This is a genomic window from Dokdonella sp. GW821-FHT11D02 (assembly GCF_058808595.1).
The window spans coordinates 2,614,198-2,638,574 of record NZ_CM179520.1; the positions used below are offsets into that span (position 1 = coordinate 2,614,198).

Here is a 24,377-nt window from a genome sequence, read left to right on the forward strand (position 1 = left end):
CCGACGCCGGATCAGAGCGCGTCGATGTCGCCGAGCGCGCGGATCAGCCGCCGCGCGCGCTTGTCCGGCTTCGTCGGCGGTTTGGCGTAACCGGCCCCTTGCAGGCGGCGCAGCTCCGCCGCCGCGCTGCGCGCAGCCGCACTCGCTTCGGTCTCGCGATAGAGCCGGCGCGCCGCCGCCGCCGGGCCGCGACGTTCGTCGAGATCGGCCACCTCGACCTCGAAGCGCTCTTCGCCGCGCGTGATCTTGAGCACGTCGCCGACGCGCAAGGCCTTGGCCGGTTTGCCGGCGGCGCCGTTGACCTCGACCTTGCCGCCCTCGACCGCCTGCTTGGCCAGCGCGCGCGTCTTGAAGAAACGCGCGGCCCAGAGCCAGAGGTCGAGGCGGACGCTGGCTTCCACGACAGGAACGTTCTGCGTCATCGCTCGGCCGCGCACCAATTCATCATCGACCGTCCGCTACCGCTCAATGCGCAGCTCCGCCGCTCAGCCACTTCAAGCCGACCACGCCGCCGACGATCAGTGCGATGCAGCCGACGCGCGCGAGATCGCGCGACTCGCCGAACAGCAGCATGCCCAGAATGACGGTGCCGACCGCGCCGATGCCGGTCCAGGCGGCGTACGCGGTGCCGAGCGGAATGCTGCGCATCGCCAGCGAAAGCAGATAGAAGCTCACGATCATGCCGGCCACGGTCAACACGGTCGGCAGCGGCCGGGTGAAGCCTTCGGTGTACTTCAGACCGACCGCCCAGCCGATCTCAGCGAGGCCGGCGAGGACGAGATAGAACCAGGCAAGCGTGGGAGCGGCCATTGCGGCATGCGTCTTAGAGGAAGGGGCACGCCAGCCTATGTTCGACCTGAACGGTGGTCAACGTGACGCGCGGCGGATGGCCCGGGGGCGGCGTCTGGTGTATCCTGCGCGCAGTTTGTTGCGCCGCTTTCGCGATTTTCCCTTAGGAACGCCGGCCTGCCGGATGCCGCAAGGCTCCCTCCGAAACGTTCCGCGCCGCTCGGCCTTCGTCGCGCCAAACCCGGAATCCACGGCCATTCGGGCCGTTGCGATCCGACCATCGTCCTGTTCGTAGCGCGGTTCCTGGGAACGCTGCGAGCCATTTCGGCTTCATCAAAGCCGGAATACCGCGCCTCGCGTCGACGATGTTCGATCCCACCGATCGACATCCCGCACGGCCGGACGCGGACTCAAGCAACGGAGTTCCTCACATGTCATTCGAAACCCTCGGGCTTGCGCCCGCGCTGCTGCGCGCGCTGGCCGAACAAGGCTACAGCGAGCCCACCCCCATTCAGGCCGCCGCGATTCCGGCCGCGCTGGAAGGACGCGACCTGCTCGCCGGCGCGCAGACCGGCACCGGCAAGACCGCCGCGTTCGCGCTGCCGCTCTTGCAGCAGCTCTACGTCGCCCGCCGCGGACAGGCGCAGCCGAAGACGCCGCGCGCGCTGGTGCTGACGCCGACGCGCGAACTCGCCGCACAAGTGCACGACAGCGTGCGCGGTTACGGCAAGCACCTCGGCGTGCGCGCGACCACGATCTTCGGCGGCGTCGGCATCAAGCCGCAGGTCGAAGCCTTGCGCCGCGGCGTCGACGTGCTGATCGCCACGCCCGGCCGGCTGATCGATCACGTACAGCAGCGCAGCGTGAACCTGTCGCACGTCGAAGTGCTGATCCTCGACGAAGCCGACCGCATGCTCGACATGGGCTTTTTGCCCTCGATCAAGCGCATCCTCAGCCATCTGCCGCGCCAGAACCGCATCACCTGGCTGTTCTCGGCCACCTTCGCGCCGGAGATCAAGGCGCTGGCCAGCGAGTTCATGCGCGAGCCGGTCGAGATCCAGGTGGCCAAGCCCAACAGCGTCGCCGCCACCGTCACCCATCGCGTGCACCCGGTCGACGCCGCCAACAAGCGCGACCTGCTCCTGCATCTGCTCGCGCACGACGCGCGCCAGACGCTGGTGTTCGGCCGCACCAAGCACGGCGCCGACAAATTGGCCAAGGTGCTCGAGAAAGCCGGCCTGCGCGCGGCCGCGATCCACGGCAACAAGAGCCAGAACCAGCGCACGCGTGCGCTGGCCGACTTCAAGAGCGGCAAGATCAACGTGCTGGTCGCGACCGACATCGCCGCGCGCGGCCTGGACATCGATCAGCTGCCGATGGTCATCAACCACGATCTGCCGATGGTGGCCGAGGACTACGTGCATCGCATCGGCCGCACCGGCCGCGCCGGTGCCGAGGGACTGGCGATCTCGCTGGTTTCGCACGAAGAAGAAGGCTTGCTGCGCGACATTCGCCGCCTGCTCAAGCAGGAGATCGAAATCGCCGCGGTGCCCGGCTTCGAACCCTCGCGCCCGCTGCGTGCCGACGGCACCGCGCGGCCGACGCAGAAACCGGCAGCGGCCCGACCGCAGCGGACGCAGCGGCATGCGCGCCGCCCGCACGCTTCCAACGGCAACGAAGCCAACCCCGGTGCGCGCAAGAAGAAGCCGCGTCGCCGCGGCGGTGGCGGCGGTCGTCAGAGCCGCCCGGCCTGATCGATCGCATTGCGCAGCGAACGTCGCGTCAACGCGACGTCGCTGCGGCGAGATAGCCTGGCAGCTTGCTCGCCTCGCCGCTGTGCGCGAGCACTAGTGCTCGCTCGACCGCTGCGTCGAAGTCGCTGCGCTTGGGTCCGATGACTACGCGCGAGCGGAAGAAATCGGCCCAGGCGAACTCGGCGAACGCGGTCGGCGTCTTCGCGTAGCCGCCGCGCTCGCGCACGTAACCGGCCAGGCTGCGGTACGGATCGTCGAGCAGGCGGTCGACGTGATGCGGAATCTCCGCCGCACTCTGGCGCTGTCCCTGCGCATCGATCGGATGCGCCCAGCGGCGCTCCTGCATCGTCTTCCAAAACGCTTCCTCGGCGAGCGCGGAAAGGTCGGCTTCGATCAGAAAAAAGCCGCTGTCGTAGCCGCCGTCGGAGAGCGCGCGCGCGAGGTGGTGATGGTCGGTGATGTAGAGCCGCTGGTCGGCACCGAGCACCGCCGGAATCGGCCGCGCCTTCAAGTACTCCTTGCGTTCGTGGTGCCCCAACGCCTGCAGATGCCGGCGCTTGTCTTCGACCTCGATCAAACCGACCGTGATCTGGGTAGGGCGCAACTTGGCGATTTCGCATTCGTGCGGCTCGGCCACGACGCTGTCCTAGTTTTTGGGCGGTTGCGGGGGCGGCTCTTCCAGTTTCGGCGACCAACGTCGCCGAAACGCGCGCTCCAGCCGACCGCCCAGCAGCAACACGATCGCGCCGAGCACGAACGCGATCGCCAGCGGCAGGTACAAACCGACGCCGCAGGCGACGCCGAGTAGAGCGGTCAGCCAGATCGTCGCAGCGGTCGTCAGGCCGCTGATGTGCTGCTTGTCCGGATTGCGCAGGATCACACCGGCACCGAGAAATCCGATCCCGGTCAATACGCCCTGCACGACGCGGCTGAGCGCGTCGTAGCGGTGGCTGTCATCGCCGCCCGGCGGCATCACCACGATCACCACCAACGCGGCGCCGAGACTGACCAGCGCATGCGTGCGCACCCCGGCCGGCTTGTGGTGCAGGTCGCGATTGAGACCGATCAGGCCGCCGACCAGAACCGCGGCCGAGAGTCGCAGCGACACCGCCAACACCTCATCGATCATCCCGCACTCCGTCGCCGACGCCGCGGCAGTTTCGCGCAATCGATGCCGCTCGAACAGCGCTCCGGCAGGCGAAGACTGCGCCGATGCCGAAGCGCCCTGGCCGCCCTGCCCTACGCGTCCAGAGCGTGCTGCAAGTCGCGCTTGAACGCTTTCGGCTCGCAGCGGCCGAGCTTCACTTCTGGGGTCGCATGCCAGTCGGCGCAACGCCGTATCGCGTCCGCCACGGCCGCGGCCAGTGCCGCGTCCGCGTTGATACCGTCTTCCAGATACAGCGTCTTGACCTCGAAGATGCCGTCGGCGCGGTGCGCCTTGGCGTCGAGCCGGCCGACTAGGCGGCCGCGGTGCAGGATCGGCAAGACGTAGTAGCCGTAACGGCGTTTGGGCGCCGGCGTGTAGCACTCGATGCGATAGTCGAAACCGAACATCGTCGCGGCGCGCTCGCGGTCCCACACCACCGGATCGAACGGCGACAGCAAGGTCGTCTGCGTCGAGCGCAGGCGGCCGGCGACGGCGCTGGTCAATGCGTCACGGTGATCGGGGTGCACGTAGCCCGGCTGCTTCCAGCCGTCCACTTCGATCCGCAGCAGCTCGCCGCTGTCGACGTAGGCGTCGAGGTCGCGATCCTTCAGCTTGCCCCCGCTGCGGAAATAGTCGTTGATCCAACGCGCCTGCGTGACGCCGAGCGCCTGCACCGCGCCGAGCGTGAACTCGCGCCGCATCTCCTCTTCGGATACCTCGTCTCTGACGGAGGCGTGCCCGTTCGTGCGCATCGTCGCGCGCACGCGCTCGCCGAGGTCGTACACGCGCTGGAAGTTTTCGCGCCGCGCGATCATCAGCTCGCCCAGCGCGAACCAGGCCTCCAGCCAGCGCTTTTCTTCTTTCCAACCCCACCAGCCGCCGCTCTTGCCTTCGCCGCGTTCGAAGTCGGACGACTTCACCGCGCCGCGCTCGCGCACGTGCGCGAGCAGTCCGTCCATGCCGCTCGCGCTGTGTTCTTTCGCGCGCGCGGCGATGCGCATTGCCCAATGCCCTTGCCGGCTGTCGCGCGAATGCTGCCGATGCAGCGCGTAATCGGCGCTCGGCGCGAAGCTCGCTTCATGCGCCCAGCATTCGAAGATCGCGCCCTCGGCCAGCCATTCCTCCAACCATTCCTTGCGATACGCGCCCAGGCGCGAATACAGCACCAGGTACGGACTGCGTGCGACGACATTGATCGTGTCGATCTGCAGCACGCGCATACGCGTGATCGCGGCGAGCACGTCCGCCTTGCGCGCGCGTCGGCTCGGCCGCGCCAGCAATCCTTGCGCGGCGAGGTGCAGCAGGCGCGCCTGCTGCGCGCCGATACGGGGCAAGGTCGTCATCCGAAGCGGGCTGCGATCACTTTCTCGGTGCCAAGATCGCACCGAGCCGGTCCGGCGCACCGGCGATGCGCTCCAGGTGCGGGTACTTCAGTCCACCGTGATAGTCGATGCGCACGTTCTTGTAGTCCTCGCCGTTTTTGATCAGAAGCTCCAAGCCCTTGCCGTCCTTGGTGGCGGCGACCGCTTCCTTCAAGCGCTCGGACGAGAACTCGCGGCCGTTCACCGCGATCAGCGTGCTGGTCGGCGCGATGCCGGCTTTGAAGGCGGGTCCGTCCCAGCGCACATCGTTGATGCGACCGCCGTTGCCGGCGACCATCAGGCCGAGCGAGGCGGCGTAGTCGCTGACCTTGCGCTCGCTCTCGAGGTTCTTCTGGTATTCGCTCGGGCTGTCGGTGTAGACCAGTTTCCAGCCGCTGGCGGCGAGTCCGTCCAACGGCGGCGCGTTCGCATCGAGACGCTCGCGCAGGAACTTGGCCCAATCGTGCGCGGCCACGGCGTTCAACGCGGCGACGACGTCGTCGAAGACGTAGGTCTTGACCGCTGCGCTGCCGTCTTCGACACCGAAGAACGCGGCGGCGAAATCGTCGAGCGAGCGGCGATCGCGACTCAGCTCGCGCAGCTTCGCATCGACCGCCAGCCACAACAGCAAGCCGCCGGAGTAGTAATCCTCGCTCATCTGATAGTTGCGATACGGCAGCGGGCGACGCTGCGCAACGATCGGATCGTTGGTGGTGTCCTGCAGACTGCGCCAGGCGAAACCGGGGCGATTGTCGGCATAGATCGCAGCGACCTGGGCCAGCTCGTCGCGCGCCTGCTCCGCCGTCCACAAGCCCGAACGCGCGGCCAGCACCGACCCCCAGTACTCGGTTTGGCCTTCATAGACCCACAGCAGCGAGTCCTGCATCGGCACGTTGAAATTCGGCGTCCACAGATCGGCCGGGCGGCGGAACTTGCCGTTCCACGAGTGGGTGTATTCGTGCGCCAGCAGGTCGCGCCCCGGCGCGCGCTTGTCCCAATCGGTGAAATAGCCGGGGTGGCGTGTGTTCTCGCTCGAGCGGTGGTGTTCGAGGCCGATGTTGCCGAGCTCGTCGGTCAGCGCGAGCAGGAATTCGTAGTGGTCGTAGTGCTGCGAAGCGAACAGCTTGCGCGCCTGCTGCACCAGGCGTTTGTGCGCCTCGATCTGCTCCGGCTTGAAATCGAGGCTCTTGGCCTCGTCGGCGACGAGGTTCAGATGCACCGGCGCCGGCGCGCCGCCGAGATCGATGCGCTTGTAGTGCGCGCCGGCGAACATCGGCGAGTCGACCAATACCTCGAAGCTGACCGGCTTGAACGCCACCGTGCCGTCGGCACCGACGGCGTTGCCGCTGCCTTCCGTCCGCTCCAGCGCGGTGCCGAACTGCCAGCCGTTCGGCAGCTTCACGCTGGGCGCGATCGTGATGCGGCTGGAATAGTGACCGGCCGGATACAGCGCGACGGTATTCCACTGCAAATTCAACAGCTCGGGCGTCATCACGACGCGGCCCTGGCTGGATTCCTGCGGCGACAGGAACTCGAATTCGAGCGCCAGCGTCGCCACGCCCGGCGGCACTTCGAGATGAAACGCGTGCACGTCGAGCGGGTCGCGCTTCCATGCGATCAGCTGGCCGTTGCCGCGGATCGCGAGGCCGGCGAGCTTGTCGATCGGGCCGCGCGGCGCGTGGTTGCCCGGCAGCCACTGCGGATAAAGCAAGGTCAGCGGCCCGGCCACTACCGGAATCTCCTCGCGCACGCGAAAGATGCGGCGGCCGATGTCGCTGGCGTCGACTTGGAGCCGAATCGTTCCCGCGTACGCTGCGTCGATCGGCGCCGGAATCGCCCGCGCCGCCTCGTTCTGCGCCCATACCATATCGATAGCTGCACTGCTCGTGATCGCACACGCGACCGCCCAAACCCATCTGTTCGCCATTCCCGCTCCCGCTGTCCAAAGCCAATCGAAGCCGTCGAGCCGGCCGAAAAACAGCCACGCGCGGGCGAGCGACGAAGGTCGGCTCGGGCTCGAACGGGGAGGCACGACGACCGCCCGATGTTCGCACACTCATGTCCGGCCGACGCATGACGAAGGTCGTGGCAGACGCTCGCGATCTATTCAGGGGCCGCCTGTCTGTGCGACCAATGGCTACGTTCTGTGTGTGTCACGCACGCCTTCGATGACCTAGAATCGCGTGTCGCAGTGCAACAGGAAGTCGTCGATGCTGTACCACTTGCATGAAATCAACCGCGCCCTGCTCAATCCGTGGGTGACCTGGTCGGGCGCGGCCGCGCATGCGTTGTCGGCGCCGGACAACTGGCTGGGCAAGTTGCCGGGCATCGACCGCGTCGCCGCCGGCTACGAATTGTTCTATCGCCTCGGCAAGGATTACGAGAAGCCGACCTTCGGCATCACCTCGGTCAACGCGCACGGGCGCGAAGCCGCGGTCATCGAAGAACGCGTGATCGAGTTGCCGTTCTGCCATCTCTTGCATTTCAAGCGCGCCAGCGACGATCCGGCCGCGCTGAAGCAGCTCCGCGACGATCCGACCATCCTGGTCGTCGCGCCGCTGTCGGGCCATCATTCGACCCTGCTGCGCGACACCGTGCGCACCCTCCTGCGCGACCACGACGTCTACATCACCGACTGGGTCGACGCGCGCATGGTGCCGCTGGACAAGGGCCCGTTCGGCTTGGACGACTACGTCGCTTATGTGCGCCGCTTCATCGGCCACATCGGCGCGGAAAAGCTGCACGTGATGTCGGTGTGCCAGCCGACCGTGCCGGTGCTCGGCGCAGTCGCGCTGATGGCGGCGGCCGGCGAAACCACGCCGCTCAGCCTGACCATGATGGGCGGCCCGATCGACGGACGTAAACACCCGACCCAGGTCAACGACCTCGCCACCACTAAGCCCTTTTCGTGGTTCGAGACGAACGTCGTGTTCGACGTGCCGCCGAACTATCCGGGCAAGGGCCGCCGGGTTTATCCGGGCTTCCTGCAGCACGCCGGTTTCGTCGCGATGAACCCGAGCCGGCATTTCACCGCGCACTGGGACTACTACCAGGACCTCCTGCGCGGCGATCTCGACGACGCCGCCGCGCATCGCCGCTTCTACGACGAATACAACGCCGTGCTCGACCTGCCGGCCGAGTTCTACCTCGACACCATCCGCACCGTGTTCCAGGAATTCTCACTGCCGCGCGGCGAGTGGATCGTCGCCGGCGAACGCGTCGTGCCCGCCGCGATCAAGCGCTCGGCCCTACTCACCATCGAAGGCGAACTCGACGACATCTCCGGCCTCGGCCAGACCAAGGCGGCGCACGAACTCTGCACCGGCATTCCGGCCAAGAACCGCAGCCACCTGGAAGTCAAAGGCGCCGGCCACTACGGCATCTTCAGCGGCCGTCGCTGGCGCGACATCGTTTATCCCGACGTGCGCGATTTCATCCGGCGCTTCCACCAGCCTTAAGCTATCCGTCTCGCCCGATATCGCGTCGGGCCTCTTTGGAGAAGCTCATGCGAAACGCACTCCGCGGCGTTTGCGCCGCGCTGTCACTCGCTTCCTGCTGCGCCATGGCGGCACCGGCATCGAAACCGCAAACGATGCAACAAGTGCTGGAAGCGTCCAAGCCTTCGGACTGGCGCGCGCTCGATCCGCAAAACACCTTGTACCTCGACCTCGCCGCCGGCCGCGTCGTGATCGAGCTAGCCCCCACCTACGCGCCGCTGCACGCGGCGAACCTGCGCACGATGGCGCACGAGCACTATTTCGACGGTCTCGCCATCCTGCGCGTGCAGGACGGCTTCGTCACGCAATGGGGCGATCCGGACGCCGAAGACAAGAGCAAGGCGCACGCGTACGGCACGGCGAGCCGCACCCTGGCGCCCGAGTTCGAGCGCGCGATCGCACGCGATCTGCCGTTCACGAAGCTGCCGGATGGCGACGTCTACGCGCCCGAGGTCGGCTTCTCCGACGGTTTGCCGGTCGCGCGTGACGTCAAAGCGGGCAAGACCTGGCTGGCGCATTGCTACGGCATGGTCGGTGCCGGCCGCGACGTCAGCGTCGACAGCGGCAGCGGCGCCGAGTTGTACGTGGTGATCGGCCAGGCGCCGCGTCAGCTCGATCGCAACATCGCCTTGGTCGGCCGCGTCGTGCAAGGGATGGAATGGCTGGCAGCGCTGCCGCGCGGCAGCGGCCCGCTCGGCTTCTACGAAAAACCCGAGCAGCGCACGCCGGTCAAGTCGGTGCGGCTCGCCGCGGACCTGCCCGAATCCGAACGCACGCCGCTGGAGATTCTGCGCACCGACACGTCGACCTTCACCGCGCTGGTCGAGTCGCGGCGCAATCGGCGCGACGACTGGTACAAGCAGCCGGCCGGCAAGATCGATCTGTGCAACGTGCCGATTCCGGTGCGTGCAGTGACCAGCGCGAAGCCGAAAGACTGAAGCGCCAAGGACACGAAGATCACGCGGGCAGCACTCGGAAATCCCGGCTGCCCTTCATGCTCTTCGTGTCGACCGCTTTTGCGCTCTTGAGCTGGTGTCTCAGAGCTGCGTCGCAGCGAACGTGTCGCAGCTCTTGATGTCGCCGCTGGACAAGCCTTGGCGGAACCAGCGCACGCGTTCGGCCGAGCTGCCGTGCGTGAACGAGTCCGGCACGGCATAGCCGCGTGCGCGCTTCTGCAGCGCGTCGTCGCCGATCTGGTTCGCCGCGTTGAGCGCGGCCTCGACGTCGCCGGCTTCGAGCCAGTTCAACTGCTGCTGCGCATGGTTCGCCCACACGCCGGCGAAGCAGTCGGCCTGCAGTTCTTGCCGCACCGACAAGCCGCTGGCGCCTTCCATCGGCGTACCGCGGCGGGCTTGGTTCTCGACTTGGTCCATCACGCCGATGAGGTTCTGGATGTGGTGACCGACTTCGTGCGCGATCACGTAGGCGCGGGCGAAGTCGCCGGCGGCCTGGAAGCGCGTCTGCATTTCTTGGAAGAAGCCGAGATCGAGATACACCTGGCGATCGCCCGGACAGTAGAACGGACCCATCGCCGCCGACGCCGCACCGCAAGCCGATTGCACGCCGTCGCGGAACAGCACCAAACGCGGCGCCGGATATTGCTGGCCACTGCGCTGGAACATCTGGCCCCAAACGTCTTCGGTCGAACCGAGCACCTTTTTGACGAATAGCGTCTGCTCATCGTTGCCGGCCGGACTGGTCTGCTGCGGCGCCATTTGCGTGCCGCCGTCACCGGCCATGGAACCGAGCAGTTGCAGGATCTCGCCCGGATTCTTGCCGAACAAGAGCCCGACGATGACTACCAGAATGACGCCGCCGATACCGAGCCCGCGGCCGCCGCCGAAGCGAGGTCCGCCGCCGCCACCACCGCCACCGTCGTCCTCGACTACGTTGTCGCTTGCACGACCTTTCTGCCAGAGCATCGTCGTCGCCTCGTCGTTAGCGGTCACCCGTTCGGGGGCGACACTACTCGGCGCGCATTTCGCCCGCAAGCCGCTGCCGACCAAACATTTGCGTCGGCGGCGGTGAGCGTCGCCGATGCGGCCGGTCGCTCGCTTCGACTACGATAGCGGGATGACGACCTACGCCCGTTCTCGTTCACACCTTGTTTTCTTCCACTATGGATAAGGCCCAATCCGCACCGCAACGCCACAGCGCGGCGAGCCGCGTGGAAGGATTGGGACAAGAGGCGGTGCAGACGCTGCAGCGTGCCGCGTTCGCGCTCGAAGCCGGCCGACTCGACGAAGCCGGCCGCAGCCTGCCCGAAGTGTTGGAGCGAGCGCCCGATCACCCTGAAGCGCTGCGCTTGCTCGGCATCTTGCTCGAACGCCAGCAACGCGGACGCGAGGCGGTCGCGCTGCAGCGCCGTGCGCTCGCCGCGTGGCCCGACGACGCATTGATTCTCGGCAATCTCGGCAGCGCATTGGCGGGCCTCGGCGAGGACGCCGCCGCGCTCGATACGTTCCGCCGCGCGACGCAGGTCGCGCCCAACAGCGGCGCGGCTTGGTTCAACTACGGCAAGCAGTTGGACATCGGCGGCGACACCCGCGCCGCCGCCGACGCGCTCGCGCGCGCGCTCGAGGTGGCGCCCGACCACGTGCCGGCACGCCTGCTGCACGGCGAGGTGCTCGGTATGCTCGGCGATACCGACGCCGCCGCTGCGCAGTTGCGCGAGACGATCCGGCGCCGTCCGAAGCTGGCGCACGCCTGGATCGACCTGGCCAATCTGAAGACAGTCGCGTTGGACGAAGCGGAAGAAGAACAGCTGCAGGCGCTGTTGGCCGACCCCGAACTCGGTGAGGACGATCGCTCGACGATCGGCTTTGCTCTCGGCAAGGCGCTCGAAGACCGCGCGGAATACGCCGACGCGCATGCGACCTTCACCGCGGCGAATGCATTGAAGCGGCGCGTGCTGCCGTGGGACGCCGCTGCGCATCGGCGTCACGTCGACGCCATTGCCGAAGTGTTCGGTGCCGGCACCGCGCGCGCGCAAGAGGCCAAGCTCGGTGAGGAGATCATCTTCATCGTCGGCCTGCCGCGCTCGGGCTCGACCTTGATCGAGCAGATATTGGCCAGTCATCCTGAGGTCGCCGGCGCCAACGAGCTGCCGGATCTCGAATACGTGCTGATCGAGGAAGCGCGCCGCCGCGGCCAACCGTTTCCGGCGTGGGCGGCCTCGGCGACACCGCAGGAATGGGAGCGCCTGGGCCGGCGTTATCTCGAGCGCACCGCGCGCTGGCGCGCCGACAAGCCACGCAGCACCGACAAACGGCCGGAGAACTGGGCTTTCGTCGGCGCCGCTCTGGCGATGCTGCCGGGCGCGCGCGTGATCGATTGCCGCCGCGACGCGCTCGAAACCGCCTGGTCGTGCTTCAAGCAGTCGTTCGGTCCGCAGCGTCTGCCGGCGTTGTACGACCTCGACGGCATCGCACAGTACCAGGCCGATCACGATCGCCTCAGCGCGTCGTGGCGCCGACTGCATCCCGACCGCTTCCGCGAACAGAGCTACGAGGCGCTGCAAGCCGATCCGGAAACCGAAATCCGCGCCCTGCTCGAATTCTGCGGCTTGCCGTTCGACCCGGCCTGCCTCGACTTCCATCAAACCCGGCGCGTCGTGCGTACCGTCAGCGCGGCGCAGGTGCGCCAGCCGCTGCGCAGCGACACGGCGCGCAGCGCGCACTACGGCGAACTGCTCGATCCCTTGCGCCAAGCACTGCGCACCGCGAACGAGGCGATCGACGAAGCCAGCGAATCGGCGCCGAGCGACTTCGCCGCCACGCAACCCGAGCGCCTCGCCGGCCTCTCGCCCGATGCGGTGCGAGCGCTGCGCGGCGCCGGCCAGCATCTTTTGCGACGCGAATTCGACGCCGCCGACGCTGCGCTCGAACACGTACTCGCCGAGGCGCCGGCGCATCCGGAAGCGTTGCGCTTGTTCGCCATCGCGGCGCAGGCGCGCGGCCGTTTCGCGCAAGCGATCGACGCGTTGCGGCGCGCCCTCGCCGTGCGACCCAACGACGCCGTGCTGATCAATACGTTGGCCGCGGCGCTCGCCGACGCCGGCCACGCCGATGCGGCGCTGGACGGTTTCCGCCGCGCTTGCGAAGTCGATCCGACGCTCACCTCGGCGTGGCTGAACCTCGCCAACGCGCTGCATCGGCAACGCGACCATGCCGGCGCGGAAGCCGCGTATGCACGCGCGGTCGCATTGCAGCCGCAGCAAGCACCGATCCGGATCGCGCAAGCGAACGTGCTGAAGGAACTCGATCGCCCCGACGCGGCCGCGGCCGCCTATCGCGCGGCGCTGTCGATCGATCCGACGGCCACCACCGCCTGGGTCGGGCTGGCCGAACTCGACACCACCGCGCTCCACGACGAGGAAGTCGCGCGTCTGCAAACTCTGTTGTCGCGTGCCGACCTCGCCGAGGACAAACGCAGCGACGGCGCGCTCGCGCTGGCGCGTGCGCTGGAAGACCGTGGGCACGTGCAGCAGGCGTTCGATTTGTACGTCGCCGCGAACACGATTCGCCGGCGCCAGGCGAACTGGGACGCCGCCGCGCTGTCGCGCCACGTCGATGCGATCATGCAGGCGTTCGAGCGGCCACCCGCCGCAGCCGCCGCGGACTTCGGCAGCGAGGCGATCTTCCTGGTCGGCATGCCGCAATGCGGAGCGGAAGAGCTGCGTACGCTGCTGGCGCAGCATCCCGAAATCGAAGACGCGCAGGAGCCGGGCGATTTGCTGGCTGTGCTGCAAGAAGAATCCGCTCGGCGCGAACTCGCATTCCCGCTCTGGGTCGGCGACGCCGGCGCAACCGATTGGCAGCGTCTGGGGCAGCAATACTTGGAACGTACTCAGCGCTGGCGCCTGGCGCGGCCGCGCCATCTCGATGCGAGCCTGTCGAACTGGCCCTTGCTCGGCGCCGTGCGCGCGATGCTGCCCGGCGCGCGCATCGTCAACGTGCGGCGCGATCCGCTCGAAGCGTGCTGGGCCTGCTTCAAGAAGTCGTTCGCCGCGGTCAACCGCCATGCGTTCAGTTACACGCTCGACGATCTGGCCGCGTATTGGCTGAACTACGATCGCCTTTCCTTCTTCTGGCACGCACGCTATCCGGGGCGAATCTACGAATTCGTTCAGGAAGAGTTCGCCGCCAAACCGGAACCGCAGATTCGCGCCCTGCTCGATTTTTGCCGGCTGCCGTTCGAAGCGGATTGCCTGCCGCGCCGCGGTGTGCGTCGCGGCATCGCTACGGCGCGCTACGGCGCACAGCTCGACCCGTTGCGCGACGCCCTCGGCATCGCGCGCGAGTCCGCATCGAGGCGATGAGCATGGACGGCTTTGTTATGCTGCCGCCGCATGCATGACGACTCGGCGATGAACCCTTCCGCACCCGAACGCGCCTCTGCCAGTGAGGCCGTCGGCAATCCTTCACCTGCGGCCCCTTCGCTCGACGAGCGCTCGGCCGGGCTGCCGCACGCCGTTCGAGAATGGTTGCGCGAAGCGCGCGCCGCGCTGGAACAACAGCGTTACGCCGACGCCGATGCCGCCTTGCGCAAAGCGCAGCCCGCCGCCGGCGACCATGCGGAGTTCCTGCGCCTGCTCGGCGTCACCCGGCAGGCGCAGAAGCGCTCCAGCGAAGCGGTTTCGGCGCTGCGACGCGCGCTGGAGCTGGCGCCGGGCGATGCGTTGATCCTGACCAATCTCGGCACGGCGCTGCGCGCGCAGGGGGATATGGACGCTGCGCTGGTCGCGCTGCGCCGTGCCTGCGAGCTGGCGCCGGAGCTCGCGCCGACCTGGTACAACCTCGGTCGCGCGCTCGCCTCGACACAAAATCCGGGCGAAGCGAACGAAGCCTACGCGCGCGCGCTCGCTTGCGATCCGCAACACCTCAAAGCGCGGCTCAGCTACGCCGACACCCTGCGTACGCTGGGACGAAGCGACGATGCCGTGGCGCATTACCGGCAGGCGCTCGAGCTGGATCGACCCGACGCGATCGAAGCCTGGGGGCGGCTGGCGAACATGAAGACGCTCGCCTTCACCGCCGAGGATACGGCGCGGCTGGAACAGATTTTTGCGCGCGGCGATTTGAGCGAAGAACAGCGCGTCCTGGTCGGTTTCGCCTTGGTCAAGGCACGCGAGGATCAGGGCCGCTACGGCGAGGCGTTCGACATGCTCGGCACGGTGAATGCCGTCAAGCGCCGCAGCCTGCAGTGGGACGCTGCCGCATTCCGCGATCGCAACGAGGCCGTCATGCGTGCCTTCGCGCGGCCGCTGCGTACCGCAGCGCCGGCGTCGATGGGCAAGGAAGTCGTTTTCGTGGTCAGCCTGCCGCGCTCGGGTTCGACCCTGATCGAGCAGATCTTGGCCTCGCACCCGGAGGTCGAAGGCGCCGGCGAATTGCCCGACCTGGCGGCGATCGTGGAGGCGGAATCCAAACGCCTAGGCGGTGAGCTGGCCGAATGGGCACCGCAGGCGACGCCGAAGGATTGGCGCCGTCTGGGCGAAGAGTATCTGGAGCGCACGCAACGCTGGCGCCGGTCGCATTCGCGTTTCACCGACAAAGCCTTGTCGAACTGGCGCCTGCTCGGCGCCGCGATGGCGATGCTGCCGGGTGCCCGCTTCGTCGACGCTCGCCGCGACGCGCTCGAGACCTGTCTGTCCTGCTACCGGCAGATGTTCAGCCGCGGCAGCCATCCCTACAGCTACGACCTCGGCGAGCTGGTCGCCTATTGGCGCGAATACGATCGCAGCATGCGTTTTTGGCACGCGCGTTATCCGCATGCGATCCGCGAGCAGTCGCACGAGAAGCTGCTGGCGGCGCCGGAAGCCGAAGTGCGCGCCCTGCTCGCGTTCTGCGATCTGCCGTTCGACGACGCCTGCCTGCGCTTCCACCGCACGCGCCGCAACATCCACACGCTCAGCGCCGCGCAAGTACGCGAACCGCTGCGCCGGAACACCGCGCGTGCGCCGCTTTACGGCGAACGTTTGGCACCGCTCGCGCACGCGCTGGGCCGCGCGTGAGCCGATCGCCCATGGCGTATCGATCCCCAACTGACAAGGCGCCCGAGCCGGCGCGGACGGAGAAGCGAACCGATGGTCGATAACCGCGTGACCAACCGCTATGCGGTCTGGAGCAACGCCGCCGACGCCAGCACGAGCATCGAGTCCTTACCCAGCCTGCCTGCGGTGGACTCGCGCCGACAGGATCTCCCGCACGGCGCGGCGCGGCTGCTCGCACGCGCCGAACGCTGGATGGGACTGGGCGAGTACGGTTTCGCCGCGCGCTCGCTGCAGGACGCGCTCGCTCTCGCAGCGGAACATCCCGAGCTGCTGCGCATGCAGGCGCTGGCGTTTCACGGATTGCGCCGCTACCCCGAGGCGATCGATTTGCTCCGGCGCGCACAGGCTTTGCGTCCCGACGACGTGCTGATCGAGAACAACCTCGGCGGCGCCCTCGGCGAATCGGGCGATCTGGCCGGCGCCGCCGCGGCTTTCCGCCGCGCCGCCGAACTCGCGCCCGAACTCGCCCCTGCGTGGTTCAACCTCGGCACGGCGCAACACGCTTTGGGCGAAAGCGCGGCGGCCGAAGCCAGTTTGACGCGCGCGCTCGAGCTCGAGCCGAATCATCTGCCGGCTCGTTCCCTGCTGGATCTGCTGCGACCCGCTTCGTCCGCACGAGAGTGACACGCAAGCGCGCTTCTACCGCCACGCCAGACCGCTCGGCCGGTCTCTCGGCCGAAGCGGCGCGGCTGCTCACGACGGCGGCCGAGCGGCTGCAACAGCGCGACGCCGAGGCGGCGGAACCGATGTTGCGCGGCGTGCTGGCGCTCGCACCTCATCACCCCGAAGCGCTGCGTTTGTGGAGCATCGCCTGCATCCTGCGCAACGATGCCGACGGCGCGATCGCGGCCTTGCGCCGTGCACTCGCCGCGCGTCCCGACGACGCGCTGCTGCACAACAATCTCGGCAATGCGCTGCGTGCGGCCGGCGACTTGGACGGCGCCGTCGCCGAGTTCCGCCGCGCGGTCGAACTCGCGCCGACGCTCGCGGCGGCCTGGTACAACCTCGGCAAAACGCTGAAGACACAAGCTCGCTCGGCGTCGGCCGACGAAGCGCTGACGCGTGCGCTGGCGCTGGCTCCCGAGCACGTCGCCGCGCGCATCGTGTACGCCGACAATTTGAAAGCGCTCGGCCGCGTCGCCGATGCAGTCGCGGCCTATCGGCACGCCTTGGAGAGAGAGCCGCACGCCGCGCTCGCCTGGTGGGGCCTGGCCAATCTGAAGACGGTGCGATTCGACGCTGACGACCTCGACCGGCTGCAAGGCGGCTTCGCCTCGTCTACGCGCACCGGCGATCGCGCCTTGCTCGGCTTCGCCTTGGTCAAGGCACTCGAAGATCATCGACGCTACGACGAGGCTTGGCGCGTCCTCGAGCAAGCCAATGCCTTGCGACGCGCCGAGGTGCCGTGGAACGCGGCGATGTTTAATCGCTACGTCGACGACATTCTGGCGGCGTTCCAAGCGCCCTTGCCGCAAGAGCCGGCACCGCTCGGTGGCGAAGTGATCTTCATCGTCAGCCTGCCGCGCTCCGGCTCCACCCTGGTCGAGCAGATCCTCGCCGCGCATCCCCAGATCGAGGGGGCCGGCGAGTTGCCCGACCTACCCGCGGTCATCGCGAGGGAGTCGCAGCGGCGCGGCCTGCCGTTTCCGGTTTGGGCCGCCCAAGCGGATGCGGCGGACTGGCGGCGGCTGGGCGAGGAATACCTCGAGCGCACGAAAAGTTGGCGCGATCGACGTGCGATCCATACCGACAAGGGACTGGACAACTGGCTCTATCTCGGCACCGCGGCCGCGATGCTGCCGGCTGCGCGCTTCGTGCACAGCCGGCGCGACGCGCTCGAAACGGCGCTTTCGTGCTACCGCCAGTGGTTCAACGCGGGTCAGGCGTTCAGCTATTCCCGTGACGATATAGCGGACTACTTCGGCAGCCACGTCAAGGCGATGCGCCACTGGCGCTCGCATCACCGCGAGCGCGTGCACGAACAATCCCTCGAAGCCTTGCAGGTCGATCTGGAAGCCGAAGTGCGGCGCTTGCTCGCCTTCCTGCACCTCGATTTCGATGCCCGCTGCCTCGCCTTCCACGACCACGATCGCCCGGTCAGAACCGCCAGCGCGGCTCAGGTCCGCGTCGCGCTGCAGCGCGACACGAGGCGCGTCCCCGACTACGAAACGTGGTTGGGTGAATGGCGCAAAAAACTGCTCCCGCACGCCTCCCGCTAGGGCTGCGGCGACGCCGTTCAGGCTCGGCGCAATGGAGCTGGAACTGCATTAGCAGCAATGCATTGCAGCAAGGTTTGCGCGGCCGTGACCGTACGTTGTCGAAGGAGTTCAAACTTTGTTGCAGCCCCCTTCATGCTCTGTTAGGTTCGACCTGTTGTACCAGTGTCAACCAATGGGGATACATCATGCGCAAAACTACAATAGCTGTAAGTATTGCTGCGGCCCTGACGGCGCAGGCTTTTGCAACGGCAAGTGACGTAAAACAAGATGTCACCCGCAAAGCAGACCCGAATTCCCGCAATCACCACCAAGCTCGCCCGAACTCTCCGCAGGGCACCGTCCTCTACGATCAGTCCGCCACCACGCTCGACGGCGGCGCTCAGGCTCTCATCGATTCCGCCTCGCCGGGCTACGACTCGGAAGGCGCAGACGACTTCGTCATTTCCGACGCCAACGGCTGGACCGTAACCGGCATCAAGGCGAGTCTCAGCTTCAACGCCGAGCCGGTGCCGGCCGACGCGGTCTACAACGTCAAAATTTTCGCCGATAGCAGCGGCAGCCCGGCGGCGACGCCGACCTGCGATGCATCGGGTTCCGCCGGCACCCTCGGCCCGGTGACCGGTACCGGTCAGGTCTTCGCCGACGTCTCGATCTCGCTGGCGACGCCGTGCAACCTGCCGGCCGCAGGCACCTACTGGCTGTCCGTCACCCCCGTCTTCAACTTCCCGCCGCAGTCTTTCTGGGCGACCAGCTCGGCCGCCACGATCGGTGGCGAAGGCAAGTGGAAGGAAGCCGGCGGCTACAACACGCCCTGCTCCAATTGGACCAACATGTCCGATTGCGTGGGCAACCTCGGCGGCAACCCGTTTCAAGCCGGCGACGGCGACACGAACTACGCGTTCCAGATCCTCGGCAGCGTCAACGGCGGCGGCGGCGGATGCACGGCGGGCGGTATCTGCTTGACCGTCACCCTCGGCAGCGACACCAGCACGGGCGCTTGCGGCACCGTCGACACGCTCTCGGTGACTGCCGGCGACCAGGTCAATTTCTGCTACAAGGTACAGAACAACACCAGCGGCGCGCTCAACTTCCACTCGCTCAGCGACAACATCAACGGCTCGATCTTCAGCTTGTTGAATCAGCCGCTGGCGGCGGGCGCCACCTATCAGTACAACCGCATCGTCACCGCGGGCTCGTCCGAAGAAATCAACACCGCAACCTGGACCGCGCAGGACCTTCCGCCCGGCTACGCCTCGACCGTGACCGGCGGCGGCGTCTCGGACCGCATCTTCTGCGACGGCTTCGACGGCACCGCATGCAGCGGCGGCGGCAGCGGCGGATTCATCGACATCACCACGACCGGCACCGCGCTCGGTCTGGCGGATGACGGGTCCGCCGCAGTGCAGATCCCGTTCTCGTTCAACTTCTACGGCACCTCGTCGAACAACATCTGCGTCGGCAACAACGGCTACATCCTGTTCGGCACGACGACCTGCCCGACCTCGGGCCTGTTCGACAACACCGAACTGCCGAGCACGGCGTTCACCGATGCTGCGATCCTGCCGCTGTGGGACGATTTCGACGCCGAGAACGGCGACGTGTACTACGCCACACAGGGAACCGCGCCGAACCGCAAGTTCATCGTCGAATGGTTCGACCGCTATCACTACGACGGCTCGCAGAACACCGACGGCGCCACCTTCGAAGTCATCTTCGACGAAGCCACCAGCAAGATCTCCTTCGAGTACAAGGACGTCGCGTACAGCGGTCTGGGCAACACGACGGATGATCCGGACGATTGCACCAACGGCGTCTGCGCGACGATCGGCCTGCAAGGCAGTGCGACCCTCGCCAATCAGTTCTCGTTCCAGACGGCGTCGATCTCCAACAACTCCGGCATCGACTGGGCGGCAACTACGCCGCAGATCTTCACCAGCACCGACACGGTCACGGTGGACTCGGGCGCGCCGATCATCGACGTCGATCCGGCCACTCTGAGCGGCTCGGCCGCGGCCGGTGCGAGCACCACAGTGCCGCTGACGATCGGCAACATCGGTACGCGCAACTTGACCTGGACCCTCGACGAAGCGCCGTCCAACGCGCACTTCCCGTCGGCACCCGGCACCCGCCGCTTCGTCATCCCGATGGGCCAGCACAGCGGCGCGCAGGTGCCCAAGCTGCAGCAGCATCAGAATCGTCCGAGCAAGCCCAAGCAGCATGCGTCCTTGCCGTTCGGCACGGCCGCGGTGCCGAGCTACGGCGTCATCGCCGGTGATGCGACGAGCTACGTCTCCTTGGACGCCGCTGCGCCGACCACGCTGACCGACATCCCGGTGACTGGCAGCCTCGGCACGATGTGGGGCGGTGCGTTCATCAACAACGACTTCAGCAAGCAGTACCTGCTGGGCGACACCGGCTTCGAGTCGATCGACACGACCAGCGGCGCGATCACGTTGATCAGTGCCAGCACTGGTGGCGGCGACGTCTGGGGCATGACCTCCGATCCGTCGACCAACGTCCTGTACGGCATCGGCCCGAGCAGCGGCCAGACGCTCTACACGATCGATCCGGTCACCGGCAACACGACCGACGTCGCGGCGATCACCGGCGATGCCGCCGGCAACACGATCAGCTCGATCGCGATCAATTCGGCTGGCCAGATGTACGGCGTCGACCTCGATGCGGACTGCTTGCTCGCGATCGACAAGACCAACGGCGACACGCAGTGCATCGGCTCGCTCGGCATCGACACCAAGTACGTGTCCAGCCTCGCGTTCGACCAGTCGACGGGAATCTTGTACTTCTCCGGCAACGACCAGGGCGCTGGCACCAACAACATGTACACGGTCGACGTCGGTACCGGCGCGGCGACGCTGATTTCGCCGATCGCCGGCGACGGTGCGCAGCAGCTGGTCGCGTTGGCTCCGGCGGTCGCCTCCGGTCCGTGCGCCAATCCGGCCGACGTGCCGTGGCTGTCGTTCAACCCTGCCAGCGGCACCACGCTGCCGGGTGCGGATACGCCGGTGACGGTCACGCTCAATGCAGCGGCCCTGACCAATGGCGTGTACGACGCGAATGTCTGCGTGTTCAGCAACGATCCGGCCAACCGCACGGTTACCGTGCCGGTCGAGTTCACCGTCGGTTCGGCGCCTCCGGTACCGCCGAGCGTGGCCAAGGCGTTCGCACCGACCAGCGTCGCTACGGGTACGGCCAGCACGCTGACGATCACGTTGAGCAATACGCAGGCGGGTGTGGCCACGTTGAGTGCCAACCTGGTCGACACGTTCCCGAGCGGCCTGGTCGTCGCGACCACGCCGAACGCCTCCACCACGTGCGGCAGCGGCAGTGTCACCGCCGCGGCGGGTGCGGCCTCGGTGACGCTGGGTACGGGAGCGACGATTCCGGCTACCGGTTCGTGCACGGTCAAGGTCGATGTGCAGTCGGCCGCAGCCGCGAGCTACACCAACACGATTCCGGTCGGCGGTTTGCAGACCAGCCTCGGCAACAATACGGCGGCGGCAACGGCTGCGCTGACCGTGACGGGTGGTAGCAATCCGAACATCGTCGACAGCGGCGTGGTATCCATTACTGTTCCGGCAACAGTCGACGGCCTGTACATCAACTGGGTGACGGGTGCCAACGGCTCCACCGCCGTAACTGGGTGGGACTTCAACGCCTACCTCGCGACCGGCAATGTGTTCGGCTTCTTCTGGGGCGGAACCAGCTTCCCGGAAAACGCCGGCGTCGCCAGCGCGACAACGGGTGGAACCTATACCGTGCTCGCGTCGGGCGCCACGATCGGCCCAGCCTCGATCTTCACCCGTGAAACGGCGGCCGCTACAACCGCGCCTTGGCAGGCGGGAGTGTCCGGTGGTTACCTCGGCGTTCGCTTCAAGAACGAAGGCACCAACCAGACGAACTACGGTTATGTGCGGCTGAACACGACGGCACCGGGCGGGTTCCCGGCGACGATCACGCGCTACGTCTACGACAAGTCGGGTGCGGCGATCACGATCCCGTAGTCGTAACGTTCCATTGAGCATCTCGAGGCGGGGGCAACCCCGCCTCTTTTTTTTGCTTACCGTTGCGATCGTCCATGATCGCTGCGCCTCGAAAGTCGAACCACTTTACGCGTTCGCTCTTCCCCGAAATCTAGAGCGGCCATCCATGGCCGCACTGTTCTATGACAGCCGATCTAAGACAGCCGACCTAAGTAGATGCCTGCTCACGCAATGGGGTGGTGAGCTTGCTATGCTGGCGAGATGACCACGCCTTCCCCCGCTTCGCGCATGGCGCAGCGCTTTCGCGGTTTCCTGCCCGTCGTCGTCGACGTCGAAACCGGCGGCTTCGACTGCGAGCGGCACGCCCTGCTCGAAGTCGCGGCGGTCGTCGTGCGCATGGACGAACAAGGCTGGGTGAGCCCCGAGCCGGTGGTGTCGACCCATGTCGAAGCGTTTGCGGGGTCGGAGATCGATCCGCGTTCGCTCGAGATCACCGGCATCGACCCGGATCATCCGTTCCGCTTCGCCCTGCCCGAGCGCGCCGCGCTGGATCTGATCTTCAAGCCGGTGCGCGCGGCGATGCGCGAGGCCGATTGCCAGCGCGCGATCCTGGTCGGCCACAACGCCGCTTTCGATCTCGGCTTTCTGAACGCCGCGATCCGTCGCACCGCGCACAAGCGCAGTCCGTTCCACCAGTTCAGTTGCTTCGACACCGTCACGCTCGGCGGCCTGGCTTACGGACAGACCGTGCTCAGCCGCGCGGTCGAAGCGTCCGGCCAGCGCTGGGACGCGCAGGCGGCGCACTCGGCCGTGTACGACGCCGAACGAACGGCGGAGCTCTTCTGCGGCGTGATCAATCGCTGGAAGCAGATGGACGATCGCTTCCGCATGCCGCTGGAGCGTCTGGCCGCGGACGCTTGATCGAAGCCTGCATCGGGCGCATCTTCCCCTCATGCCGATCTACGAATACGCCGCCAGCACCGAGCAATCCTGTGCGACTTGCAGCAAAGGATTCGATCGCCTGCAACGGCTCGCCGACGCAGCCTTGACGGAGTGCCCCGATTGCGGCGCGCCGGTGCATCGTGTCCTCAGCGCACCCCAGGTCGTGGCCGGCCAGGGGCATGTCCTGCGCGAAAACCACATCGCCAAACACGGCTTCACGCAGTACCGCCGGGTCGGCAAGGGTCAGTACGAAAAGACCGCCGGCAAGGGTCCCGATACGATCAGCGGCGACTGAAGCGTGCGCTGTCGTCATATTGACGCACTCCAATCCGTCGACATAAGTGATTGAATTTCATGATCCAACGCGAGCCGCAACGGCGGCACGAACGCGTCATGAAACATTACTGAAATAAATCTCTCATCGTTTCGCAATCTCGCGAGCCTACAAAGCGCGGAGCCGCCTTAACGGCGTGTTCGCTTTCCCACTGCTTTGAGGAGTCTCCGCGTGCTCACCTCGATCAAGACCCGCTTTGTCGCCGTTGGTCTGGCGACCGTCCTCGGGGCCGCCTCCGCGCAGGCCGCCGACATTACCGGCGCTGGCGCCACCTTCATCTATCCGATCCTGTCGAAGTGGTCGGACAGCTACAACAACGCCACCGGCAACAAGATCAACTACCAGTCGATCGGCTCCGGCGGCGGCATCACGCAGATCAAGGCCGGCACGGTCTCGTTCGGTTCGTCGGACAAGCCGCTGACCCCGCAGGAACTCGACGACGCGGGCCTGGCGCAGTTCCCGTCGGTGATCGGTGGCGTGGTTCCGGTCGTCAACGTCGAAGGCATCGAAGCGGGCAAGCTGAAGTTCACCGGCCCGCTGTTGGCCGACATCTACCAGGGCAAGATCAAGAAGTGGAACGACCCCGCGATCGCGCAGGTCAATCCGGGCGTAACGCTGGCCGACGCCAACATCACCGTCGTGCATCGCTCGGACGGTTCGGGCACCACCTTCAACTTCACCAACTACCTGTCGAAGGTCTCGCCGGAATGGAAGGCCAAGGCCGGTGAAGGCACCACGGTGTCGTGGCCGGTCGGCGTCGGCGGCAAAGGCAACGAAGGCGTCGCCGCTTACGTCAAGCAGATCAAGGGCTCGATCGGCTACGTCGAACTCGCCTACGCGCTGCAGAACAAGATGACCTACACCGCGCTGCAGAACTCGGCCGGCGCGTTCGTGCTGCCGAGCCTGTCGAGCTTCCAGGCCGCTGCCGCCAGCGCCGACTGGAAGGGTGCGAAGGACTTCTTTCTCGTGATCACCAACGCGCCGGGCGAGAACTCCTGGCCGATCACCGCGACCAACTTCATCCTGGTCTACAAGCAGCCGAAGGATTCGGCCGCGGCGAAGTCGGTGCTCGACTTCTTCAAGTGGGCGTACGAGAACGGCGGCAAGCAGGCCGAAGAACTCGACTACGTACCGCTGCCCAAAGCGCTGGTCGAGCAGATCGAGAGCTACTGGCAGGCCGAAGTCAAGCTGTAAGCAAGTGTGAGGGACGGCGGACGGAAACGTCCGCCGTCCGATTTTGCGACTGGGGAGTCGTTTGCAGTGGCGGCATGAAAACGCC

At 66.8% G+C, this 24,377-nt stretch carries 18 protein-coding genes; 11 read left to right on the top strand and 7 right to left on the bottom strand.

All coding sequences use genetic code 11. The features are described from left to right. Nucleotides 1–11: 11 nt before the first annotated feature. Together AC3QL3_RS11060 and sugE are read right to left on the bottom strand one after the other, a co-directional pair. Nucleotides 12–422 carry an RNA-binding S4 domain-containing protein gene (locus AC3QL3_RS11060; RefSeq protein ID WP_492893492.1) on the bottom strand — a complete coding sequence of 137 codons (411 nt, stop codon included), beginning with the start codon at nt 420–422 and terminating at the stop codon, nt 12–14. Nucleotides 423–465: 43 nt separating this feature from the next. Next, the gene (gene sugE, locus AC3QL3_RS11065; protein ID WP_492893494.1) at nt 466–810 is read right to left on the bottom strand and encodes a quaternary ammonium compound efflux SMR transporter SugE; all 345 of its coding nucleotides are present in this window, start codon (nt 808–810) and stop codon (nt 466–468) included. A gap of 410 nt (nt 811–1,220) precedes the next feature. Here sugE and AC3QL3_RS11070 point away from each other — a divergent pair, with 410 nt between their 5' ends. Further along, entirely contained in the window at nt 1,221–2,543 is a 1,323-nt protein-coding gene (locus tag AC3QL3_RS11070) for a DEAD/DEAH box helicase (protein WP_492893496.1), read from the top strand. A 28-nt stretch (nt 2,544–2,571) separates the two neighbouring features. Here AC3QL3_RS11070 and AC3QL3_RS11075 read toward each other — a convergent pair whose 3' ends face one another. The 4 genes from AC3QL3_RS11075 to AC3QL3_RS11090 form a co-directional block, all read right to left on the bottom strand. Continuing rightward, the gene (locus AC3QL3_RS11075; protein ID WP_492893498.1) at nt 2,572–3,180 is read right to left on the bottom strand and encodes a ParB-like protein; all 609 of its coding nucleotides are present in this window, start codon (nt 3,178–3,180) and stop codon (nt 2,572–2,574) included. A 9-nt stretch (nt 3,181–3,189) separates the two neighbouring features. Then, entirely contained in the window at nt 3,190–3,672 is a 483-nt protein-coding gene (locus AC3QL3_RS11080; protein ID WP_492893500.1) for an MgtC/SapB family protein, read from the bottom strand. A 110-nt stretch (nt 3,673–3,782) separates the two neighbouring features. Next, complete coding sequence (locus AC3QL3_RS11085; RefSeq protein WP_492893502.1) at nt 3,783–5,033, bottom strand: winged helix-turn-helix domain-containing protein; 1,251 nt, start codon at nt 5,031–5,033, stop codon at nt 3,783–3,785. A 16-nt stretch (nt 5,034–5,049) separates the two neighbouring features. After that, nucleotides 5,050–6,918: a M61 family metallopeptidase gene (locus AC3QL3_RS11090; protein WP_492898912.1), complete on the bottom strand. Its 1,869-nt coding sequence runs from the start codon at nt 6,916–6,918 to the stop codon at nt 5,050–5,052. A gap of 343 nt (nt 6,919–7,261) precedes the next feature. Between AC3QL3_RS11090 and AC3QL3_RS11095 the strand changes: the two genes are divergently transcribed. Next, on the top strand, nt 7,262–8,509 hold the full coding sequence (locus tag AC3QL3_RS11095) for a polyhydroxyalkanoate depolymerase (RefSeq protein ID WP_492893504.1): 1,248 nt from the start codon (nt 7,262–7,264) through the stop codon (nt 8,507–8,509). Between the two features lie 47 nt (nt 8,510–8,556). Continuing rightward, nucleotides 8,557–9,486, top strand: coding sequence for a peptidylprolyl isomerase (locus tag AC3QL3_RS11100; RefSeq protein ID WP_492893506.1), 930 nt, complete (start codon nt 8,557–8,559; stop codon nt 9,484–9,486). A 99-nt stretch (nt 9,487–9,585) separates the two neighbouring features. Here AC3QL3_RS11100 and ypfJ read toward each other — a convergent pair whose 3' ends face one another. Further along, nucleotides 9,586–10,470, bottom strand: coding sequence for a KPN_02809 family neutral zinc metallopeptidase (gene ypfJ, locus AC3QL3_RS11105; RefSeq protein ID WP_492898914.1), 885 nt, complete (start codon nt 10,468–10,470; stop codon nt 9,586–9,588). A 245-nt stretch (nt 10,471–10,715) separates the two neighbouring features. Between ypfJ and AC3QL3_RS11110 the strand changes: the two genes are divergently transcribed. The 8 genes from AC3QL3_RS11110 (at nt 10,716) to pstS (ending at nt 24,292) form a co-directional block, all read left to right on the top strand. Then, entirely contained in the window at nt 10,716–13,868 is a 3,153-nt protein-coding gene (locus AC3QL3_RS11110; protein WP_492893508.1) for a sulfotransferase, read from the top strand. A gap of 48 nt (nt 13,869–13,916) precedes the next feature. Continuing rightward, nucleotides 13,917–15,563 carry a sulfotransferase family protein gene (locus tag AC3QL3_RS11115; protein WP_492893510.1) on the top strand — a complete coding sequence of 549 codons (1,647 nt, stop codon included), beginning with the start codon at nt 13,917–13,919 and terminating at the stop codon, nt 15,561–15,563. A gap of 72 nt (nt 15,564–15,635) precedes the next feature. Next, on the top strand, nt 15,636–16,226 hold the full coding sequence (locus AC3QL3_RS11120) for a tetratricopeptide repeat protein (RefSeq protein WP_492893512.1): 591 nt from the start codon (nt 15,636–15,638) through the stop codon (nt 16,224–16,226). Next, entirely contained in the window at nt 16,223–17,821 is a 1,599-nt protein-coding gene (locus AC3QL3_RS11125; RefSeq protein WP_492893514.1) for a sulfotransferase family protein, read from the top strand. Before AC3QL3_RS11120 ends, AC3QL3_RS11125 begins: the two co-directional genes overlap by 4 nt. Nucleotides 17,822–18,006: 185 nt before the next feature. After that, entirely contained in the window at nt 18,007–21,843 is a 3,837-nt protein-coding gene (locus AC3QL3_RS11130) for a beta strand repeat-containing protein (RefSeq protein ID WP_492893516.1), read from the top strand. 240 nt (nt 21,844–22,083) lie between these two features. Next, on the top strand, nt 22,084–22,743 hold the full coding sequence (gene rnt, locus AC3QL3_RS11135; protein ID WP_492893518.1) for a ribonuclease T: 660 nt from the start codon (nt 22,084–22,086) through the stop codon (nt 22,741–22,743). A 31-nt stretch (nt 22,744–22,774) separates the two neighbouring features. Beyond that, entirely contained in the window at nt 22,775–23,059 is a 285-nt protein-coding gene (locus AC3QL3_RS11140; protein ID WP_492893520.1) for an FmdB family zinc ribbon protein, read from the top strand. A 249-nt stretch (nt 23,060–23,308) separates the two neighbouring features. Continuing rightward, a complete protein-coding gene (gene pstS, locus AC3QL3_RS11145; RefSeq protein WP_492898916.1) occupies nt 23,309–24,292 on the top strand; it encodes a phosphate ABC transporter substrate-binding protein PstS in 984 nt (327 codons plus the stop codon). Nucleotides 24,293–24,377 lie beyond the last annotated feature (85 nt).

Coding starts and splice junctions, on each gene's coding strand:
- AC3QL3_RS11060 (WP_492893492.1), bottom strand. CDS start 422: ATGACGCAGAACGTTCCTGTCGTGGAAGCCAGCGTCCGCCTCGACCTC.
- sugE (WP_492893494.1), bottom strand. CDS start 810: ATGGCCGCTCCCACGCTTGCCTGGTTCTATCTCGTCCTCGCCGGCCTC.
- AC3QL3_RS11070 (WP_492893496.1), top strand. CDS start 1,221: ATGTCATTCGAAACCCTCGGGCTTGCGCCCGCGCTGCTGCGCGCGCTG.
- AC3QL3_RS11080 (WP_492893500.1), bottom strand. CDS start 3,672: ATGATCGATGAGGTGTTGGCGGTGTCGCTGCGACTCTCGGCCGCGGTT.
- AC3QL3_RS11085 (WP_492893502.1), bottom strand. CDS start 5,033: ATGACGACCTTGCCCCGTATCGGCGCGCAGCAGGCGCGCCTGCTGCAC.
- AC3QL3_RS11090 (WP_492898912.1), bottom strand. CDS start 6,918: ATGGTATGGGCGCAGAACGAGGCGGCGCGGGCGATTCCGGCGCCGATC.
- AC3QL3_RS11095 (WP_492893504.1), top strand. CDS start 7,262: ATGCTGTACCACTTGCATGAAATCAACCGCGCCCTGCTCAATCCGTGG.
- AC3QL3_RS11100 (WP_492893506.1), top strand. CDS start 8,557: ATGCGAAACGCACTCCGCGGCGTTTGCGCCGCGCTGTCACTCGCTTCC.
- ypfJ (WP_492898914.1), bottom strand. CDS start 10,470: ATGCTCTGGCAGAAAGGTCGTGCAAGCGACAACGTAGTCGAGGACGAC.
- AC3QL3_RS11115 (WP_492893510.1), top strand. CDS start 13,917: ATGAACCCTTCCGCACCCGAACGCGCCTCTGCCAGTGAGGCCGTCGGC.
- AC3QL3_RS11120 (WP_492893512.1), top strand. CDS start 15,636: ATGGTCGATAACCGCGTGACCAACCGCTATGCGGTCTGGAGCAACGCC.
- AC3QL3_RS11130 (WP_492893516.1), top strand. CDS start 18,007: ATGCGCAAAACTACAATAGCTGTAAGTATTGCTGCGGCCCTGACGGCG.
- rnt (WP_492893518.1), top strand. CDS start 22,084: ATGACCACGCCTTCCCCCGCTTCGCGCATGGCGCAGCGCTTTCGCGGT.
- AC3QL3_RS11140 (WP_492893520.1), top strand. CDS start 22,775: ATGCCGATCTACGAATACGCCGCCAGCACCGAGCAATCCTGTGCGACT.